At 61.3% G+C, this 18,804-nt stretch carries 17 protein-coding genes; 9 read left to right on the plus strand and 8 right to left on the minus strand.

Annotation, left to right across the window (positions count from 1 at the left end; genetic code table 11):
• The first annotated feature begins 159 nt into the window (after nt 1–159).
• Nucleotides 160–741, plus strand: a complete 582-nt coding sequence (locus QF039_RS02530) for a YceI family protein (protein WP_307516745.1) — start codon at nt 160–162, stop codon at nt 739–741.
• Nucleotide 742: 1 nt separating this feature from the next.
• Complete coding sequence (locus QF039_RS02535; protein WP_307516748.1) at nt 743–1,900, plus strand: phosphatidylserine/phosphatidylglycerophosphate/cardiolipin synthase family protein; 1,158 nt, start codon at nt 743–745, stop codon at nt 1,898–1,900.
• A gap of 158 nt (nt 1,901–2,058) precedes the next feature.
• Here the strand turns inward: QF039_RS02535 and bglX are convergent, their stop codons facing one another.
• The gene (bglX, locus tag QF039_RS02540) at nt 2,059–4,350 is read right to left on the minus strand and encodes a beta-glucosidase BglX (RefSeq protein WP_008430891.1); all 2,292 of its coding nucleotides are present in this window, start codon (nt 4,348–4,350) and stop codon (nt 2,059–2,061) included.
• 214 nt (nt 4,351–4,564) lie between these two features.
• Here bglX and QF039_RS02545 point away from each other — a divergent pair, with 214 nt between their 5' ends.
• From QF039_RS02545 to QF039_RS02560, 4 genes are read left to right on the plus strand one after another with little or no spacing between them, the layout of a single operon-like run.
• Nucleotides 4,565–5,173 (plus strand): LemA family protein, encoded by a 609-nt coding sequence (locus QF039_RS02545; RefSeq protein ID WP_003209150.1) that lies wholly within the window; start codon nt 4,565–4,567, stop codon nt 5,171–5,173.
• Nucleotides 5,173–5,901: a YgcG family protein gene (locus tag QF039_RS02550; protein WP_003209148.1), complete on the plus strand. Its 729-nt coding sequence runs from the start codon at nt 5,173–5,175 to the stop codon at nt 5,899–5,901. Before QF039_RS02545 ends, QF039_RS02550 begins: the two co-directional genes overlap by 1 nt.
• Nucleotides 5,902–5,929: 28 nt before the next feature.
• The gene (locus QF039_RS02555) at nt 5,930–6,547 is read left to right on the plus strand and encodes a TPM domain-containing protein (RefSeq protein WP_003209147.1); all 618 of its coding nucleotides are present in this window, start codon (nt 5,930–5,932) and stop codon (nt 6,545–6,547) included.
• Between the two features lie 41 nt (nt 6,548–6,588).
• Nucleotides 6,589–7,806, plus strand: coding sequence for an SAM-dependent methyltransferase (locus QF039_RS02560; RefSeq protein ID WP_003209145.1), 1,218 nt, complete (start codon nt 6,589–6,591; stop codon nt 7,804–7,806).
• A gap of 109 nt (nt 7,807–7,915) precedes the next feature.
• Here the strand turns inward: QF039_RS02560 and QF039_RS02565 are convergent, their stop codons facing one another.
• Nucleotides 7,916–8,815, minus strand: a complete 900-nt coding sequence (locus tag QF039_RS02565; protein ID WP_003209142.1) for a DMT family transporter — start codon at nt 8,813–8,815, stop codon at nt 7,916–7,918.
• A 324-nt stretch (nt 8,816–9,139) separates the two neighbouring features.
• On the opposite strand from QF039_RS02565, the gene QF039_RS02570 reads away from it, so the two are divergent.
• Together QF039_RS02570 and QF039_RS02575 are read left to right on the plus strand one after the other, a co-directional pair.
• Nucleotides 9,140–9,721 (plus strand): DJ-1/PfpI family protein, encoded by a 582-nt coding sequence (locus QF039_RS02570; protein ID WP_307516755.1) that lies wholly within the window; start codon nt 9,140–9,142, stop codon nt 9,719–9,721.
• A 16-nt stretch (nt 9,722–9,737) separates the two neighbouring features.
• Nucleotides 9,738–10,055 carry a ribbon-helix-helix domain-containing protein gene (locus QF039_RS02575; RefSeq protein WP_003209138.1) on the plus strand — a complete coding sequence of 106 codons (318 nt, stop codon included), beginning with the start codon at nt 9,738–9,740 and terminating at the stop codon, nt 10,053–10,055.
• Nucleotides 10,056–10,160: 105 nt separating this feature from the next.
• Here QF039_RS02575 and QF039_RS02580 read toward each other — a convergent pair whose 3' ends face one another.
• The 5 genes from QF039_RS02580 to QF039_RS02600 form a co-directional block, all read right to left on the minus strand.
• Nucleotides 10,161–12,719: a TonB-dependent receptor gene (locus QF039_RS02580; RefSeq protein ID WP_307516757.1), complete on the minus strand. Its 2,559-nt coding sequence runs from the start codon at nt 12,717–12,719 to the stop codon at nt 10,161–10,163.
• Nucleotides 12,720–12,847: 128 nt separating this feature from the next.
• Nucleotides 12,848–13,816, minus strand: coding sequence for a FecR domain-containing protein (locus QF039_RS02585; RefSeq protein ID WP_307516758.1), 969 nt, complete (start codon nt 13,814–13,816; stop codon nt 12,848–12,850).
• Nucleotides 13,813–14,352, minus strand: coding sequence for an RNA polymerase sigma factor (locus QF039_RS02590; RefSeq protein WP_307516760.1), 540 nt, complete (start codon nt 14,350–14,352; stop codon nt 13,813–13,815). Before QF039_RS02590 ends, QF039_RS02585 begins: the two co-directional genes overlap by 4 nt.
• 206 nt (nt 14,353–14,558) lie before the next feature.
• Nucleotides 14,559–15,446: a dihydrodipicolinate synthase family protein gene (locus tag QF039_RS02595; protein WP_307516762.1), complete on the minus strand. Its 888-nt coding sequence runs from the start codon at nt 15,444–15,446 to the stop codon at nt 14,559–14,561.
• A 27-nt stretch (nt 15,447–15,473) separates the two neighbouring features.
• Nucleotides 15,474–16,256, minus strand: coding sequence for an aldolase (locus QF039_RS02600; RefSeq protein WP_003209128.1), 783 nt, complete (start codon nt 16,254–16,256; stop codon nt 15,474–15,476).
• Nucleotides 16,257–16,360: 104 nt separating this feature from the next.
• Between QF039_RS02600 and QF039_RS02605 the strand changes: the two genes are divergently transcribed.
• Nucleotides 16,361–16,903 (plus strand): helix-turn-helix domain-containing protein, encoded by a 543-nt coding sequence (locus tag QF039_RS02605; protein WP_307516765.1) that lies wholly within the window; start codon nt 16,361–16,363, stop codon nt 16,901–16,903.
• An 830-nt stretch (nt 16,904–17,733) separates the two neighbouring features.
• On the opposite strand, the gene QF039_RS02610 is transcribed toward QF039_RS02605, so the two are convergent.
• Entirely contained in the window at nt 17,734–18,750 is a 1,017-nt protein-coding gene (locus QF039_RS02610) for a DUF4917 family protein (RefSeq protein ID WP_003212103.1), read from the minus strand.
• Between the last annotated feature and the right edge of the window lie 54 nt (nt 18,751–18,804).

Genomic DNA, 18,804 nt, shown 5'->3' on the forward strand with positions numbered 1-18,804 from the left:
CACAGTTCCCCCGTAGGAGCGAGCTTGCTCGCGAAGAACTCACAGGCACCGCGTTCATTCAGAATGCCCGCGTCATCGTTGGCAACCTTCGCGAGCAAGCTCGCTCCTACAGGAGGTCTTTGTTACTGTTCGCCCAGGTTTTTTGCCCCAAGAGTCTTTATGTCCCTGTTCAAACCCATGGCCTTCCTGCTGCTGGCCGCTGTCGCCGTGCCTGCCCACGCCGACTGGTACCTGGACAACGAGTCCTCGCGCCTGTCGTTCGTCACCACCAAGAACACCGACATCGCCGAAGTGCAGCGCTTCCTGGTGCTGCATGGCAAGGTCGACAGCAAGGGCGCGGCGCAGTTGGAAGTCGAACTGGAGTCGATCAACAGCGGCATCCCGCTGCGCGACGAGCGCATGCGCAATGAGCTGTTCGAGATCAAGACCTTCCCGGACGCGGTGATCAATGCGCAGATCAACCTGCAACCGATCAACGATCTGGCCCCCGGCGCGCAATACGAGCTGCGCCTGCCGCTGTCGGTGACCCTGCACGGCAAGACCCAGGCCTACAGCACCGAATTGCTGGCGACCCGCCTGGATGACCGACGCTTCCAGGTGGTCACCCTGGAGCCATTGGTGGTGCACGCCGAGGATTTCGATTTGCTGCCGGGGGTAGCCGCATTGCGCAAGGCCGCCGGGCTGTCGCAGATCAGCCTGTCGGTGCCGGTGGGTGCGGTACTGATTTTCACGGCGCGCTGACATGAGCGGCGCAGTGTTCCCGTGGCGCAGCGCCAACCGTTTCGAGCTGATGGTCGACGGCCCGAGTTTCTTCCCGCGCATGCTGGAAGGTATCGCCCAGGCCGAGCAACAGGTGGCGCTGGAGCTGTATCTGGTGGAGGCGGGCGCGTGTGCCGAGGCGATGGTTCAAGCCCTGGTGGCGGCCGCCGAACGTGGCGTACGCGTACGTTGCCTGTTCGATGACTACGGCAGCCTGGCGTTTACCCTGGGCCTGCGTCGGCGGTTGATCGACGCCGGGGTGGACCTGCGATTCTACAACCGCCTGAGCTGGCGCCGCTGGATGCGCAACCTCTATCGGGACCACCGCAAGCTGTTGTTGATCGACCAGACCATCGCCGTGGTTGGCGGCACCGGCGTGACGGATGAATTCTGGACGCCCGGGGAAGACACCGCCGACTGGCACGAAGTGATGGTGCAGATTCGTGGCCCGCTGGTGCTGGATTGGCAGGCGTTGTTCGACCGTCAGTGGCTGGCGAACGACGATCGTAGAGCCTGGAAACCGGCCACGCATTTTGGCCTGCCACGGTTGCCCAAGGTGCCAGCGACAGGACCGGGGCTGGGGCGTGTGGCCTATGCCGACGCCCGCCAGCATCGGGATATCTTGCAGTCACTGATCCGCGCGCTGAACAGCGGCCACCAGCGTATCTGGCTGGCCACGCCGTATTTCCTGCCGACCTGGAGCGTACGGCGTGCCCTGCGCCGGGCGGCGGGGCGCGGGGTGGATGTGCGTTTGCTGTTGACCGGGCCACGTACCGATCACCCGTCGGTGCGGTATGCCGGGCACCGTTACTACCCGCGTTTGCTCAAATCCGGGGTGCAGATCTTTGAATACCAGCCGTGCTTCCTGCACTTGAAAATGGTGCTGGTGGACGATTGGGTGAGCATTGGCTCGTGCAACTTCGACCACTGGAATCTGCGCTTCAACCTGGAAGCGAACCTGGAAGCGTTGGACCCGGAATTGGCGTTGGCAGTGGTGGGGAGTTTCGAGCGGGATTTTGCCTTGAGCCAGGCGGTGAGCCTTGAGGCATGGCAGTCGCGGCCGTTGTGGCGGCGGGTGAAGCAGCGGGTGTGGGGGTGGATTGATCGGTTGGTGGTCAACCTGCTGGACCGCCGCGGATAAGCCAGAATACCCCAATCAAATGTGGGAGCAAGCCCGCTCCCACATTTTAGATCGTTCCCACGCTCCGCGTGGGAATGCCTCTTGTGACGCTCTGCGTCAAGCTTTGGGACGCGGAGCGTCCCGGGCTGCGTTCCCACGCGGAGCGTGGGAACGATCAGTTAGAGCAGTTCGAAGCTCTGCTGCTTCACATCCTGGGAATCCAACCCGATCTGCACATTGAACTCGCCCGGCTCAGCCGCAAACTTCAGCTGGGTGTTGTAGAACTTCAAGTCTTCCTCGGTGATGGTGAAGTGCACCGCGCGCTCTTCGCCCGCCTTGAGCATGATCTTCTGGAAGTTCTTCAATTCCTTCACCGGGCGGATCATCGAGCCGGCCACGTCCTGGATATACAGCTGCACCACGGTTTCGCCATCGACCTTGCCGGTGTTTTTCACCACCACGGTGGCGTCGAGCTTGCCGGTCTTGTTCAGGGTGGTGGACGACAGCGCCATGTCCGACAGGCTGAAACTGGTGTAGCTCAAGCCGTAACCGAACGGAAACAGCGGCCCGGTGGTGTCATCGAAGTACTGCGAGGTGTAGTTGCCCGGCTTGCCCGGAGTGAACGGCCGGCCAATGCTCAGGTGGTTGTAGTAGGTCGGAATCTGCCCCACCGAACGCGGGAAGGTGATCGGCAGCTTGCCCGACGGGTTGTAGTCACCGAACAGCACGTCAGCGATAGCGTTGCCGCCTTCGGTGCCGGCGAACCAGGTTTCCAGGATTGCGTCAGCCTGTTCGTTCTCCTCGACAATCGACAGCGGACGGCCGTTCATCAACACCAGCACCAGCGGTTTGCCGGTGGCTTTCAAGGCCTTGATCAGGTCGCGCTGGCTCTGCGGGATGTTCAGGTCGGTGCGGCTCGACGATTCGTGGGACATGCCACGGGACTCGCCCACGGCGGCCACGACCACATCGGCGCCTTTGGCGGCCTTGACGGCTTCGTCGATCATGTCCTGGGACGAGCGCGGGTCATCCACTACTTCCGGGGCATCGAAGTTCAGGAAGTTGAGGTAGTCGACGACTTTCTTGTCGTTGGTGATATTGGCGCCACGGGCATAGATCACCTTGCCCTTGTCGCCGATCACGGCGTTCATGCCGTCCAGCAGGGTCACCGATTGCGCGGGTTTACCGGCAGCGGCCCAGCTGCCCATCATGTCGATCGGCGCCTTGGCCAGCGGGCCGACCAGGGCGATGGTCGCGTCCTTTTTCAGCGGCAGGGTGTTGTTCCGGTTTTTCAGCAGCACCTGGCTGCGGCGTGCCACGTCACGTGCGTCGGCGCGATGCAGGCGGCTTTCGGCGTAGGTGTCGGCCGGGTCATCCTCGGCCTTGCCGATGCGCAGGTACGGGTCGGCGAACAGGCCCATGTCGTACTTGGCGCCGAGCACTTCGCGCACGGCATTGTCGATGTCGCTCTGTTCGATCTCGCCGGACTTCAGCAGGCCGGGCAATTCCTTGCCGTAGAGCGAGTCGTTCATGCTCATGTCGATGCCGGCCTTGATCGCCAGCTTGGCGGCTTCACGCCCGTCCTTGGCCACGCCGTGCTTGATCAGCTCGAAGATCGCACCGTGGTCGCTCACGGCCAGGCCCTTGAAGCCCCAGTCCTTGCGCAGCAGGTCGTTCATCAGCCAGGTGTTGGCGGTGGCGGGTACGCCGTTGATCGAGTTCAGCGCAACCATCACGCCACCGGCGCCAGCCTTGATGGCGGCGTGGTAGGGCGGCAGGTAGTCCTGGTACATCTTGACCGGGCTCATGTCGACCACGTTGTAGTCGCGACCGCCTTCCACCGCGCCATACAGGGCGAAGTGCTTGACGCTGGCCATGATGCTGTCGGCCTTGGCCGGGCTGCTGCCCTGGAAGGCCTTGACCATCACTTCGGCAATGCGTGAGGTCAGGTAGGTGTCTTCGCCAAAGCCTTCGGAGGTACGGCCCCAGCGTGGGTCGCGGGAGATGTCGACCATCGGCGCGAAGGTGATGTCGAGGCTGTCGGCGGCAGCTTCCTGGGCGGCGATGCGCCCGGAGTGGCCGATGGCGTCCATGTCCCAGCTGGAAGCCAGGGCCAGGCTGATGGGGAATATCGTGCGGTGGCCGTGGATCACGTCATAGGCGAAGAACATCGGGATCTTCAACCGGCTGCGCATGGCTGCGTCCTGCATCGGACGGTTTTCCGGGCGGGTGATCGAATTGAAGGTGCCGCCGATGCGACCGGCGGCGATTTCCTTGCGGATCAGTTCGCGGGGCATTTCGGGGCCGATGCTGATCAGGCGCAATTGGCCGATCTTCTCATCAAGGGTCATCTGCTTGAGCAGGTCACTGACGAAGGCGTCCTTGTCCTTGAGCACTGCGGGCTTTGTTTCGGCTAATACGGAATGAGTGGCCAAACTGACAACAAGGCCCAGCAAACACAGCTTCTTCATGAAAATCCTTTCTCGCAGCCTTGGGACCGGAGAGCGTCTATTGTTGTTCGGGTGTTGTTCAGATAAATACCGCACACTTCTGAACTCTTATTGGCGCTGGGCATCTTTTAGCTGATTGGCACGATGCAATCCAGTGGGTGGTGGCGGATTATGCCCTAAGCCCGTGGCTAACGCGTCAGTCGGTAAATTTCATAGGTTTGGCAGGAGAAACACCATGCAAGCAGCACAAGGTTACCGTTGGGGCTGGAAGGCCGTGGCATTGATACTGGTGAGCACCGTGCTGAGCGGTTGCGGCATCAACAAGATCCCGACCCTGGACGAACAGGCCAAGGCGGCCTGGGCCCAGGTGCAGAACCAGTACCAGCGGCGCGCCGACCTGATCCCCAACCTGGTGGAAGTGGTCAAGGGCTACGCCGCCCATGAACAGGACACCCTGACGGCCGTGATCGAAGCGCGGGCCAAGGCCACCTCGATCCAGGTGGACGCCAGCACCCTCGACAATCCCGAGAAACTCAAGCAGTTCCAGCAAGCCCAGGACGGTTTGAGCGGTGCACTCAGCCGTTTGATGGTGGTGTCCGAGCGCTACCCGGACCTGAAGGCCAACCAGAACTTCCTGGCCCTGCAATCGCAGCTTGAAGGCACCGAAAATCGCATCGCCGTGGCCCGCCGCGACTTTATCCAGGCAGTGCAGGCCTACAACACCGAGATCCGCACCTTCCCTGGCCGCCTGTGGCACAGCGTGATGTACAGCGACTTGCCGGTCCGCGCCAACTTCGAGGCCACGAGTGCCGATGCCGATAAAGCGCCGCAAGTGAAATTCTGATGGGCAAGCGCGCTTGGCTGATGGCGGCGGTGCTGCTGGCCTTCAGCCTGACCGCCCAGGCCGCCCTGAATTTCCCGGCCCTGACCGGACGGGTGGTGGACAACGCCCAGATGATCGACCCGGCCGTGCGTGCGCAGCTGACCCAGCAGTTGCAGGCGCTGGAGCAGACCAGCGGCGACCAGATCGTGGTGGTCACCGTGCCCGACCTGCAAGGCGTGCCCATTGAAGACTTCGGTTATCAACTGGGCCGCGCGTGGGGCATCGGCCAGAAGGGCAAGGACAACGGCGCCCTGCTGATCGTCGCCCGGGATGAGCACAAGATTCGCATCGAAGTGGGTTATGGCCTGGAAGGCGTACTCACGGATGCGCAATCCTGGGTGATCATCAACCAGGTGATCGCCCCGGCGTTCAAGGCGGGCAACTACAGCAAGGGCATCAGCGACGGCGTGGCGGCGATGCTGCAGGTGGTGGGCGGCGATCCGCTGGCGGTGCCGGCGCATGTGTCCGAGGCCAACTTCGCCAAGCAAAACCCGGGCATTTCCATTGGCCTGTTCATCCTGTTGCTGGCAGTGTTGTGGCTGTGCAATCGCATGGGCCTGCCCGTTGGCGCTATCCTGCTGGCGATTCTCAGCAGCAGCGGTCGTGGCGGCGGGGGAGGCGGTGGCGGTGGTGGCTTCAGGGGCGGCGGCGGTGGTTTCGGCGGCGGTGGCGCCTCGGGCGGCTGGTAATGACAATAACTAGAGAGCATCAACAACCATGGCATTACTGAGTCAACACGAGCAACGCCAGGTCGCCGAGGCGATCGCCCGGGTCGAGCAACAGACCGACGCCGAACTGGTGACCGTGCTCGCGGCCCGCGCCGACGACTACGCCTACATCCCGCTGTTGTGGGCCAGCCTGCTGGCGCTGGTGGTGCCGGGGATCATTCACTACCTGTCGGGCTGGTTGACCATGTACACCTTGCTGCTGGCGCAGTGGGGCACGTTCGTCGTGCTGTGCCTGGTGTTCCGTTTGCCCAGGGTCACCACGCGACTGATCCCGCGCTCGGTGCGCCATTGGCGCGCGTCCAACCTGGCACGGCGGCAGTTTCTCGAGCAGCACCTGCACCACACGCTGGGCAGCACCGGGGTGCTGATTTTTGTCAGTGAGGCCGAGCGGTATGTGGAAATCCTGGTGGACAAGGGGATATCCAGTCGCCTGGATGACAGCAGTTGGGATGCGATCGTCAAGGACTTCACCCGCCAGGTGAAGCAAGGCCAGACGTTGGCCGGGTTTGTGGCGTGTATTGAGGCTTGCGGGGAATTGCTCAGGGAGCACGTACCGGTGACCCACGCACGCAATGAGCTGCCGAATCGGTTGGTGGTGTTGGAGTAGTGTAAAATTCCCGGCATTCCCTGCCCGAGGCGTTTTTGTTCATGTCTGCCACCGCTAAACCTGCCAGCCCCGCGCCGGATCATCACGCGCAGTTCCTTGAACTGCTGAGCGCGAGCCTTGAGCAAAACGCCTTTATCAAGCTGGTGCTGGCCAAGTACGTCGGCACCGAGCCTGATCTTCAGAAGCTGATCATCAAGCAGCTGACGGTCAAGGATCAGCCTTGCCTGTCCTTCGTCTATCGCTACAAGACCCGCGACATCACCAAGAACTTCTCCCTGGCCGACGGCGTGGCGGCAATTGCCGAATTGTTGCCGGCGGCGTTCAAGAATGCGCACCTGCTGTCGGTGACCGACGAAGCCCAGCTGGAATACAGCAAGAAGAACAAAAGCTCACTGTTCAAAAGCAAGCCGCAGCAACTGCGCGAAGCGCCGTCTGCCGAGCACAACCGCGAGAAGAATCGCTTCCTGGACCTGACCCGGCCCTTCCTCGCCGACCTTGGCGTGACCAACGCCAAACACGAACTGATCCCGGCGATGTCGCGCAAGTGGAAGCAGATCAACAAGTTCATCGAAGTGTTCAGCCATGCGCTGACCACCTCGCCGCTGAAGCTGGACCAGCCGGTGCGGGTCGCGGACTTTGGCTCGGGCAAGGGTTACCTGACGTTTGCCATCCACGACTACCTGCGCAACACCCTCAACGCCGAGGGCGAAGTCACCGGCGTGGAACTGCGCGAAGACATGGTGACCCTGTGCAACAACGCCGCCGCCCGCCTGGACCACCCGGGGCTGGTGTTCAAGTGCGGGGATGTGCGCAGCGTCGCGCCCAGCGAGCTGGACGTGATGATCGCCCTGCATGCCTGCGACATCGCCACCGACTACGCGATTCACACCGGCATCCGCTCCGGTGCGTCGATCATCATGTGCTCGCCGTGCTGCCACAAGCAGATTCGCCTGCAGATCCAGAGCCCGGCGCTGCTCAAGCCGATGCTGCAATACGGCCTGCACCTGGGCCAGCAGGCGGAAATGGTCACCGACAGTTTGCGCGCGTTGTTCCTTGAAGCGTGCGGCTATGAGACCAAGGTGTTTGAGTTCATCTCGTTGGAGCACACCAATAAGAACAAGATGATCCTGGCCGTGAAGCGTGCCGAGCCGGTGGACAACGCTCAACTCCTGGAGAAAATCCAGGAGCTCAAGGCGTTCTACAACATCACCGAACATTGCCTGGAAACCCTATTGCGGGCGGACGGTTACCTCGCCTGAGTACGACGCAAATCAAAAATGTGGGAGCGGGCTTGCTCTCGAAAGCGGTGTGTCAGTCACCTGATGTATCAACTGATCCACCGCATTCGCGAGCAAGCCCGCTCCCACATTAGATCGCGCTAGCCTTGGGAGCTGGCGCAGGCTTCACGCTGGTCTTGCGCCCCAACATCACCGTCACAATCACCCCGCAGGCAAACAGCCAGGTAATCGGCTCGATGTGTTCACCAAAAAACAGCGCCGAAAACGCGATGGTGAAAAAGATCTGCAACAGCTGAATCTGGCTGACCCGGGCGATGCCACCCATGGCCAGCCCGGCGTACCACGCAAAGAACCCCAGGAACTGCGAAAACAACGAGACATAACCAAACGCCCACCAGGTGCGCATGGAGATCGGCCCTTCGTGTTGCAGCGCCAGGTAGGCCACCGGCCCGATCAATACCGGTGTCGACAGCACCAGCGCCCAGCAGATTACCTGCCAGCCGCCCATCTCCTTGGCCAACCGGCCGCCTTCGGCATAACCCAGGCCACCCACGGCAATCGCCCCGAGCATCAACAGGTCGCCCGCCTGGATGCTGCCGGCTCCGGTGATCAACGCATAACTCAGCACCAGCGCACTGCCCAGCGCCGCGCAGGCCCAGAAGGCCTTCGACGGACGTTCATGGGACAGCCACGCCGCATACAGCGCCACGCACAGCGGCTGCAACCCGTTGACCAGCGCGCCATGGGACGCGGGCAAGGTTTGCATGGCCCAGGCCGACAACACCGGGAAGCCCAGGATCACCCCGGCAATCACCAGCGTCAGCCCGCGCACCTGGCGCCAGGTGGGCCAGCGCTCACGGCGCCACAGCAACAGCGCCGCCGCCGGCACCGCCGCGAACAACGCCCGGCCCAGGCCATTGAGCAACGGGTGGATTTCCTGCACCACGATACGGGTGAAGGGCAGGGTGAGGCTGAAGATGACGACGCCCAGCAGGCCGAGGGCCATGCCGGTATTTTCGCGGGAGCTCATGGAAGGAACCAGAATCGAATGGACCGGAAGTGGACGTTCATCTAGCCACAAAGCCCCGCAAGCACGGGCTTACAGCTGGGTGCAGATTGAGCCGTACAGTTTTGAACGGGCGACTCGGTTCATGTGGGAGCTGTCGAGCCTTGGCGAGGCTGCGATGGGATCAACGCAGTTTACCTGTCAGGCCGAGGTGTCTGCATCGCGGGCAAGCCCGGCTCCCACACAAGCCGGGGTGCTGATGTAGTAGCGGGCCATTACCCGGATCAAGCCTGCGGGTCTATCTTGGCTACTCCTGTCTGCCCAACCGTTCAACCGGAGGAATGTCCCATGACCGCGAAAAAAATCCTGATGCTGGTCGGCGATTACGTCGAAGACTATGAAGTGATGGTGCCGTTCCAGGCGCTGCTGATGGTGGGGCATACCGTGCACGCCGTGTGCCCGGACAAGTCCGCCGGCCAGACCGTGCGCACGGCGATCCACGACTTCGAAGGCGACCAGACCTACAGCGAAAAGCCCGGGCACCTGTTCGCCCTGAATGCGGATTTTGCCAAGGTGAACGCCGCCGACTACGACGCGCTGCTGGTGCCGGGTGGCCGTGCCCCCGAGTACCTGCGGCTGAACGAAAAGGTCCTGCAACTGGTCAAGGATTTCGATCAGGCTGGCAAACCCATCGCTGCCGTGTGCCATGGCGCTCAACTGCTGGCGGCTGCCGGGATCCTGGAAGGCCGCGAGTGCAGCGCCTACCCGGCGTGCGGGCCGGAGGTACGACTGGCGGGCGGTACGTTCATCGATATCCCGGTGACCGACAGCCACGTTCAAGGCAATCTGGTAACAGCCCCGGCGTGGCCGGCGCACCCAAGCTGGCTCGCGGGTTTCCTCGGCCTGCTGGGCACCAAAATCACCCTGTAAAGCGGAGGTCATCGCCATGTGCGAACTGTACGTCAAGGCCGACCCGATTCTGTACGAATCCCGCTCGCGCTCCCTGCGCATCTGCGGCGTGGTGACCACCGTGCGCCTGGAAAACCAGTTCTGGGACATCCTCAGCGAAATCGCCGAGGTGGATGGGATGACCACCAATCAACTGATCGCCAAGCTGTATGAAGAAGTGATGGATTACCGCGGCGAAGTGGTGAATTTTGCTTCGTTCTTGCGGGTGAGTTGCACGCGGTATTTGAGCAAGCAGCGGGTTCACGCCCCAGAGCTCAGCCTGGTTAATACAAGAAATGGCGCGCAGAAGATCTGAATGTGGGAGCGGGCTTGCTCGCGAAGGCGGTGTGTCAGGTAACTCATGTACCGACTGATCCAGCGCTTTCGCGAGCAAGCCCGCTCCCACATTGATTAGTAGGGGTCAGAAGAACCGCGTCACACTGATCTTCGCATCCCGGCCCTTGGTGTAGGCGCGGTCGCCGCTCAGGGCCGGTCGGAAGTTGTTGTTGAACAGGTTGTCCACGGTGAAGTTCACCTCGGTACCCTTGAGGTAAGCCTGTTGCGGCTTCCAGCTGGCGAAGAGGCCCTGGGTGTTGTAGCGCTTGTTGCCGTACTGGTCGTAGAACAGGTCGCCGATGCTGGTGCCCGGGCCGCCGGAATACTTGTCGCTCGGCAGGCGGCTGGTGGCGCCGATGAACTGCCCTTGCCAGCCTACCCGCATATCCAGGCTCGGGATCTTGGTGCCGAGCACCACCACCCATTTGGTTGGCGGAATGTCCCGCGCCCAGACGTCCGGCCCCCACGGGTTGGTGTAGGCGCCTTCATGTTTACCGGTGGTGTAGGCGAACGATACCGAGCCGAACACGTAGGTGGAGTCATAGAAACTCTCGGCCTCGAAACCCTTGATGGTCATGCCGCCGATGTTGCGGTAGTTGGACATCGCGCCCGGCGGGCAGGCGCTGGAAATCGTCCCGCCGTTGACCGCCTGGTTCTGGCAGCCCACGCCCGTGGCCTTGAAGATTTCGTCCTCGACCTTGTTGTGGAACAGCGTGGTACGCAGTTGCAGGTTGTCGCCGTGGGCGAACACGTCGGCGAAACTGGTGACGTTGCCCAGGGTGATGGAGGTGATGCGCTCCGGGTCCAGGTCCAGGCTGGTGGCGGTGCGGCTGCCCAGGCCCTGGACTTCATACTGCTCGTCGATCACTGGCGCACGCCAGGTGCGGCTCCAGTTGGCAAACATCGCCACGTTCGGGGTGATGGTCCAGTACGCCGCCAGGCGTGGCGACCAGCCGGTGTAAGTGCGGTCGCTGTAGTCATGGCCGATGGCCGGATCCGGGTTGCTGTAGTACGGCGCGTCGTTGGCCTCGCCGCGGTTGCGCACATGGTCATAGCGCATCGACGGGGTAATGGTCACATCGCCCAGCGTCACCGCGTCCTGGATAAAGAAGCTGTTGGTGTCGACCTTGCCATGGGGCATGAAGCCCGGCTGGAAGTGCCCGTAGTTGTATTTCGGGGTGTTGTAGGTGGCGCCGGGCATCCACATTTCGGTTTCCCGGGTGTGCTTGCGGATTTGCACACCGGTGGTCACCGCGTGCTGCAACGCACCGGTGGAAAACAGGCTGACGTTGCGTACGTCGAGGTTCTTGTCGTTATAGGAGGTGTCCATCTTGCGCCCGCCGGTGGCCAACTGGAAAAACGCCGTGGCGTCGCGCTCGTCGGTCTGGTTGGTATTGGATTCGGAGTACTTGATGGTCAAGTCCACCAGCGGGTTATTCATCGGCTGGTATTCGTACTTGCCGGACCAGGTGGTGTCGACGGTATTGCGGTTGGCCAGGAAGCGTTTCAGCGCGGCTTCGTAGCCATAGCGGTCGATGTTGGCCTGGGTCGGCGGCGTCGGGTAGCTGGCGGCAGAGAAGGGCGTCCAGCGCTGGCTGTTGGAGCGCGAGTACGACAGGCCCAGGCTTTGCTCATCGGTGAAGTGAGCATTGAACTTGAACAGTTTGCCGTCCACATTCTGGGCGCTGTTGGGCAGGCGCTTGGGGTTGATCGGGTACTGGTTGTTGTCGTTGGGCAGGGTGGCAGCCAGTTTCATGTCGCCGCCGTCGCGCTGGGTCAGGTAGGCCAGCGCGTCGAAGCGGCCGTCATCGGTTCGCCCGTAAACGGCACTGCTGTAGACCTGCTCATGGTCGTTGCTGGAGTAGCCGTATTTGAGCATGGCACCGCTGTTGCGCCCGTCCTTGAGCAGGTCCGGGGCATCCTTGGTGGTCATGTTGACCGTACCGCCAAAGCCGCCGTTGCCGCTGAAGGGCGAGTTGGGGCCTTTCTCCACTTCGATGCTCTTGATCAGCTCGGGCTCGATAAACACAGTGCCCTGCTGGTAGCGCTCAAAACCGCTTTTGGTGGCGCCATCGACGGTCAGCGGCACGTCTTCGGCGTCGCCGAAACCACGGATGTTGATGGTCTGGCCACCGGGCTTCAGCGAGCCGCCCTGGCTGATGCCGGGCAAGGTTTGCAGCAGGCTGGGAATGTTGTTGGACTGGTAGCGGTCGATGTCCGCCTGGGTCAGGGTGGAACGGCCGACGGTGGTTGAGTCGACCTCGTTGCCGGTGCCGATCACGCTCAGGGCGTCGAGCTGGATCGCGCTGCTGTTGGTGGTCTTGCCCTCTTCGGGGCGTACCACGTAAGTGCTGCCGACCTTGAGCAATACGAACTCGCCGTCCTTGAGCAGGGTGCGAATCGCCACTTCCGGTGTGAAGTCGCCATTGAGGGCCGGCGCCTGGATATTTTTCAGCAGCGCTTCATCGAACAGCAGCTGGATTTTCGCCTGCTGCGCCACCTGGCTCAGGGACGTGGCCAGGGACTGTGCCGGCAGTTGCAGCTTGAACGACTCGGCCTGGGCACTCAGGCTGAAGGCCAGGCAGGCGGCAATGGCGGTGGGTCGAAGAAACAGGTGCTGAACGTGGCAAGGCGCGCGAAACATGAAATCCCCCGGAGTAGCCAAATGGCCAGAAAGGTGTGCGTATCAAACGCAGACCCGAGGAAGACGCGGCAGGAAAAATAATCCTCACATGCGAATGCAAAATATTCTCAAATAAGAATTCCGCGGGGCTATTTGCGCGGTTCGATCCTGATATTGCCGTCGGCCAGGGCCACGGTTTTCACCGGCAACAGTGCCGGCAGGGCGTTGAGCAGGGCGTCCGGATCATTCACGTCCAGATTGCCCGAGACCTTCAACTGCGCCACTGTGCTGTCCACCAGCAACGGCGCCTGGGGCCGGTACAGGCTCAACTCATCCATCAGGCTGGCAAGCTCGCGATTACGAAACGACACGTGGCCGCCGCGCCAATCGGCGACCTCGCCGGCAGTGAGGGTTTGCTGCTGCAGCGTGCCCTTGGCATAACTGAACGTAGCGCGCTGATCGGCGCCGAGCAGGGTGGCCGGCAGCCTGGCATCCGGATCGAACGCCACTTGCCCGTGGGCCACGCTGACCACCAACTGCTGCTTGCTGCGCCGCACATCGAAGCCGGTGCCGACCACCCGCACATTGGCTTCACCGGCCTGCACGAACAGCGGTCGTTCCTTGTCGGGCGCCACCTCGATATACAACTGGCCCTGATCCAGATGCACGATGCGCTGGTGACTGTTGAAGTCCACCCGCAGGCGCGTATTGGCGTTGACGTACAAGGTGCTGCCGTCAGGCAAATGCATGGTGCGCATTCCTTTGGCATGGGCCGCGACCTGGGCGTGGAACAGCTCGCGTGGGGCGCCGATGTTGCTCGTCAGCACGGCACACACCAGGGCGGCAGCCACCGCCAGGGCCGGGCGCCACACGGGTGGTTTGCGCACGGGCAGCGGTGTCGGTTTGTTCAGTTGCTGCAACTGGGCCAGGTCGGCCCACAGCTGTTCGAATTCGGCGTAGGCGCGGGCATTGGCCGGCTCGGACTGCCAGGCGGCAAACGCCTTGCGGTCGGCGCGACCGGCGTCATTGCGGTTGCGCGCAAACCAGCTGGCGGCCTGGGCATCGATGGAGTCGCTGGCCTCGATGTCACAGGTGTCGATGTCGCTCAGGCGGGTCATTCTGGCTGCTCCTTGCCTTGTTCTTGTTGAAGTCGCTGCTTGCAATGCAGCAAGGCAAAAGCGATGTGCTTTTCCACCATGCTGACCGAAACGCCCATGCGCTCGGCGATCTGCGCCTGGCTCAGGCCTTCGAAGCGGTGCAGCATAAGGGCTTCTCGTCTTCTCGGCGAGAGTTCAGAGAGGACTTCTTTCAACTGTTCCAGGCGTTGCAGGCGTTGCGCGGCGGCCATGGGATCGTCTCGCGAGTCGCTGACAGGTTCGGCATCCAGTTCGGCCTGTTGCTGGTGGACGGTGTGCCGCACCTTTTGTTTGCGCCAGTGATCGCGCAGCAGATTGCGCGCCATCTGGAACAGAAACGCCCGTGGCTGCTCGACCTGAGCCCGGTCGCGGTAGTCCAGCCATTGGGTGAAGACATCCTGGGTCATGTCTGCCGCGTCGCTGGCGTTGTCCGTGCGTTTACGCAGGAAACGCAGGATATCTGCATAAAACCCGCGAAAGGCATCGGCCGACAGCGGGTCGGGCTTGGGACGAGACATGGATATCCTTCTTGACGAAGCACGACGTGGAAAAGTCGCGAATGATATCGAGAATTATTGTCATTTGTCTCTATTGAAAATCCAAGGTTGGATGCGGAATAAATGTGGGAGCGGGCTTGCTCGCGAATGCGGTGAGTCAGTCGACCTATTAATTGACCGACCCACTGCCTTCGCGAGCAAGCCCGCTGCCACATTTGGATTGCGTTTCAGCGCAACAGGGTCAGTAGTTCCTGCAACTGAACACGGCCTGCCTCAGCCAGCGGGAACACCGGCAGCCGTGGATCCCCCGACTCCAGTCCCGTCAGCCGCAAACCGGCCTTGATCGTCGCCGGCAAGCCACCTTTGAGGATGAAATCCAGCAACGGCAACTGGCGATAAAACAGCTCCCGCGCTTTCTCCAGGTCATTGGCCAAAACGGCTTCATACAAATCCAGGTTGAGCTGAGGAATCAGATTCGGCGCCGCCGTGCACCAACCTTTCGCGCCCGCCGCAAACGCCTCCAGTGCCAGCGGATTGCAGCCGTTGTAGAACGGCACCTGGCCCTCGCTGCGCCGGTGCAATTGGTGCATGCGCTGAATATCCCCGGTGCTTTCCTTGACCATGGTCACGTTGTCGACGCTGTTGACGATGCGCAGGATCAAGTCCACCGACATGTCGGTGCCACTGGTGGCCGGGTTGTTGTAGAGCATGATCGGCACGCCGATGCTGTCGCCAATGGCCGCATAGTGGGCGAGGATTTCCGCCTCGCTGAGTTTCCAGTACGAGGCCGGCAATACCATTACCACGTCCGCGCCGTGGGCCTCGGCAAACTGCGCACGACGCACGGCCTTGGCGGTGGTCAGGTCGGAGACGCTGACGATGGTCGGCACACGCTTGCCCACCTTCTGGATGCTGTAGGCGGCGACTTCATCCCACTCTGCATCACTGAGATAGGCGCCTTCGCCGGTGCTGCCCAACGGTGCGACAGCGTGCACGCCGCTGTCGATCAGGCGGTCGATCGAAAGGCCCAGGGCTTCGAGGTCAATGCGCTGGCCGTCCGTGCTGAACGGGGTGATGGTGTAGCCGATAATGCCGTGAATAGAAGGGCTGGACATGCAAAAGTCTCCGGTCGAAAAAGGGTTTCAGTTCAGGCAATCGGCGTGTTGGCGCAGGTTCTGCCGAGCGTAGTAGTTGAACGCTGCGCCGTGGCGCTTGGGCTTGGAAATCCAGTCATGGGCTTCGCGGCCCAGTTCCGGCAGGATCGGCTTGATCGTGCCGGCGGCCATCGCCAGCAGCTGCAACTTGGCCGCGCGTTCGATCAACTGTGCGATCACACAGGCTTCCTCGATGCTCGCCCCAGTGGACAATTGGCCGTGGTGGGAAAGCAGAATCGCGCGTTTATCCCCCAGGGCAGCGGTGATGATTTCACCTTCTTCGTTGCCCACCGGCACCCCGGGCCAGGCTTCGAGGAATGCGCAATCTTCGTACAACGGGCAGAGGTCCATGTGGGACACCTGCAACGGCACTTCCAGCATCGACAACGCAGCGATGTGGGTCGGGTGAGTGTGGATGATGCAGTTCACGTCCGGGCGACCGCGGTACACCCAGCTGTGAAAACGGTTGGCCGGGTTGGGCATGCCATGGCCTTCCAGCACCTCCAGGTCTTCGTTGACCAGCAACAGGTTGCTGGCGGTGATCTCATCAAAACCCAGGCCCAGTTGTTGGGTGTAGTAGGTGCCAGGCGTCGGGCCGCGTGCGGTGATCTGCCCGGCGAGGCCGGAGTCGTGGCCGTTTTCGAACAGGATCCGGCAGGTCAATGCCAGCTTTTGCCGGTCGGTCCACGTATTATCCGCCAGGGTGTTTTGCATCTGGGTCAGCGCCTGCTTGACCAGTTGGTCTTTCGGGAGTGCTAATGTCTTGGCCATATCAGTGTCCTTGTTCGTCGCAAATGACACTAAAGAGACTATATGACACAAAGTGTCATTAGCAAGCATTCATCATCGCCTCTTTAATGGATTAACCGCTGCGCATGTCTATCCGTTTGAAAATATTGAGAAAAAAACTTGGTGTGACATTGGAGTCGCTCGCGGAAAAATCCGGGATGACCAAGAGTTACCTGTCGAAAGTCGAGCGGGGGTTGAATACGCCGTCGATTGCGGCGGCGCTGAAACTGGCCAAGGCGTTGAATGTGAAGGTCGAAGAATTGTTCAGCGAGGACAATGTCAGCCTCGACAGCTACAGCCTGGTGCGCAGCCACGAACGGCAGGCGTTGTCGGGCACCGATGCGTCACCGGGTTACGCGGTGCTGGCGCATCAGGTCAGTGAGCTTAGTTTGTTGCCGTTCATCATTTACCCGCCGGCGGAGTTCACCGACAAGACCTTCAAGGAACATTTGGGGGAGGAGTTTTTGTTTGTGCATGAAGGCCAGGTTGAGGTGGATTTCATGAGCGAGCGGGTGGTGTTGAATCGGGGGGATGCGTTGCATTTCAATGCGCAGAAGCCGCATCGGATTCGGTCGGTGGGGGAGGTTCAGGCGCAGCTTTTGGTGGTGGTGCATAGTGCTGAGGGGTGATGGTGGGGGTGGGGGTCGGGGCATATCCGTTATTTGGGTAACGGGCCGCCTAGGGTTCCGCTCTTACAGCGGCTCACTTTTGAAAAGCGCAAAAGTAAGCAAAACGCTCTTGCCCCACCACTCGGCTCCTCGCCTAGGCTCGGAGTGCCCTCACTCCGGCTTTGGACCGTGGGCCGCCGTCATGGGCCATCCTTGGCCCAGGACGGCTAACCCGGCGTCCTGCCGGGTTACCCACGCTCCAAAGCCTGCGTTCGGCCAGCGTGGTTTAACGGGGCGCCTAAGATCAAAATCAAAAGCAGATCAACAGCACAGCGGCCTACCGGCCGGCTTGAGTGTTTAGAAGCAAAATCAAAAGCTAAAGCGGGCACGGTCCAAATGTGGGAGCTGGCTTGCCTGCGATAGCATCAACTGGGTCTGCCTGATACACCGAGGTGTCTGCATCGCAGGCAAGCCAGCTCCCACAGAAAAGCAGATCTGTTTTCGCTCTGGCTTTTGATCTGGCTTTTAACACTCAAGCCGGCCGGGAGGCCGCTGTGCTCTTGCTTTTGATCTGCAGGCCCCGTCAACCACGATGGCCGCAAGTAGGCACGGTGGAGCGGGTAAATCGGCAAGGATGCCGATTTAGCCGCGCCGGGCCATGGATGGCCCGTCGCGGCGGCCCGCGGAGCCGTGCCGGAGTGCGGGCATGCCGAGCCTAAGCGAGGCACCGAGTGGTGGGGCAAAGCGTTTTTTGGTTACTTTTTTAGGCGTTTGTAAAAAAGTGACCCGCTGTAAGAGCGGAACCATAAGTGGCCGTTACCGCAGCAACGGATATGTACACCCCACCCCCATCACCGCTCCACGGGCACCGAAAGCCCCGAATTCCCAAGCGCATGACTACGCGCATCAAAAAACCGCAACTCCACCTCCATCCCCTCAAACAACTCCGCAAAACGCCGCTTCTGCTGCTGGATAAACCCCGCACTGCGGCCAAACACCGAAATCGCCAACGTGCTGATCTTCGCCTGTCGAATCGCCTGCACCAGATGCACATCCTGCGCGCCGAGGTGATGCCCAAAGATGCATAGCCCACCTTCATGGCCCAACAACTGCTCATAACAGAACGACAAATAGTCAGAACTGCGAATGGTCTTCAGCTTCTCCTCAACCTTGCCCTCGCTGACAAACAACGGCACATCATCCAGCGTCTTGATCGTGTTGTTGATCGCAAAACTGCTGAGCAACGTGCTGTCAGTGGTCGGCAATTTACGCGCCGTACCGTCAAGGTTACGCACCAGGTGCAGGCCACCATGCAGATACAAAATGCGCGTGGTGTCGCAGGCAGTATTGCGCAGGTCAAAGCTCGCATCGGCACTGCGAAACAGATCGTCGATGCCCGGCGCATGCAGGATCGCCCAGTAGTTGAGCAAGTCGTAATTGCTGGTGAACACCGTCGGGTAACTCGCCAGCTCCTGATGGAGGGTCGCCAGTGTCGACGGCTTCACCAGGCGCCACGGAATATGCACGCTGTGGATCGTATTGATCAGCGCTTCCTTGATCGCGTAATAGCGATTACGCGGCGCAGCCGAGCTGACCGCCAGGGCCTTGTTGACCCGGCTGGTGGTTTTCAGTGCACCCAGCACCTGCTCGAAGCTGCGGGTCTGCATCGCGTCAAACACGCTGAGTTCGGACTGGCTCAGGGGTTTTTCTTCCACGGTGCGGGCGTTTTCGAACAGCGAGTCGTAGGCAAAGTCTTCCCACACTGCGCGGCTGGCGCCGTTGCCGATCAGGATCCCGCTGATGGCGGTACTGCTGCGCAAAGCGTTCCAGTCTTCTAGGTGGGCATCAAAATCCTGGGAATCCTTCATTGCGGCGGGTCTACTCGAAATCGGCTGGGCGGTGACTTTATCACGAGCGGGCGT

The sequence above is a fragment of the Pseudomonas sp. W2I6 genome (genome assembly GCF_030815935.1).
Taxonomy (GTDB): domain Bacteria; phylum Pseudomonadota; class Gammaproteobacteria; order Pseudomonadales; family Pseudomonadaceae; genus Aquipseudomonas.

Bases quoted from the DNA above. Each gene is read 5' to 3' on its own strand.
- QF039_RS02530 (WP_307516745.1), top strand. From the start codon at position 160: ATGTCCCTGTTCAAACCCATGGCCTTCCTGCTGCTGGCCGCTGTCGCC.
- QF039_RS02535 (WP_307516748.1), top strand. From the start codon at position 743: ATGAGCGGCGCAGTGTTCCCGTGGCGCAGCGCCAACCGTTTCGAGCTG.
- bglX (WP_008430891.1), bottom strand. From the start codon at position 4,350: ATGAAGAAGCTGTGTTTGCTGGGCCTTGTTGTCAGTTTGGCCACTCAT.
- QF039_RS02545 (WP_003209150.1), top strand. From the start codon at position 4,565: ATGCAAGCAGCACAAGGTTACCGTTGGGGCTGGAAGGCCGTGGCATTG.
- QF039_RS02550 (WP_003209148.1), top strand. From the start codon at position 5,173: ATGGGCAAGCGCGCTTGGCTGATGGCGGCGGTGCTGCTGGCCTTCAGC.
- QF039_RS02555 (WP_003209147.1), top strand. From the start codon at position 5,930: ATGGCATTACTGAGTCAACACGAGCAACGCCAGGTCGCCGAGGCGATC.
- QF039_RS02560 (WP_003209145.1), top strand. From the start codon at position 6,589: ATGTCTGCCACCGCTAAACCTGCCAGCCCCGCGCCGGATCATCACGCG.
- QF039_RS02565 (WP_003209142.1), bottom strand. From the start codon at position 8,815: ATGAGCTCCCGCGAAAATACCGGCATGGCCCTCGGCCTGCTGGGCGTC.
- QF039_RS02570 (WP_307516755.1), top strand. From the start codon at position 9,140: ATGACCGCGAAAAAAATCCTGATGCTGGTCGGCGATTACGTCGAAGAC.
- QF039_RS02575 (WP_003209138.1), top strand. From the start codon at position 9,738: ATGTGCGAACTGTACGTCAAGGCCGACCCGATTCTGTACGAATCCCGC.
- QF039_RS02580 (WP_307516757.1), bottom strand. From the start codon at position 12,719: ATGTTTCGCGCGCCTTGCCACGTTCAGCACCTGTTTCTTCGACCCACC.
- QF039_RS02585 (WP_307516758.1), bottom strand. From the start codon at position 13,816: ATGACCCGCCTGAGCGACATCGACACCTGTGACATCGAGGCCAGCGAC.
- QF039_RS02590 (WP_307516760.1), bottom strand. From the start codon at position 14,352: ATGTCTCGTCCCAAGCCCGACCCGCTGTCGGCCGATGCCTTTCGCGGG.
- QF039_RS02595 (WP_307516762.1), bottom strand. From the start codon at position 15,446: ATGTCCAGCCCTTCTATTCACGGCATTATCGGCTACACCATCACCCCG.
- QF039_RS02600 (WP_003209128.1), bottom strand. From the start codon at position 16,256: ATGGCCAAGACATTAGCACTCCCGAAAGACCAACTGGTCAAGCAGGCG.
- QF039_RS02605 (WP_307516765.1), top strand. From the start codon at position 16,361: ATGTCTATCCGTTTGAAAATATTGAGAAAAAAACTTGGTGTGACATTG.
- QF039_RS02610 (WP_003212103.1), bottom strand. From the start codon at position 18,750: ATGAAGGATTCCCAGGATTTTGATGCCCACCTAGAAGACTGGAACGCT.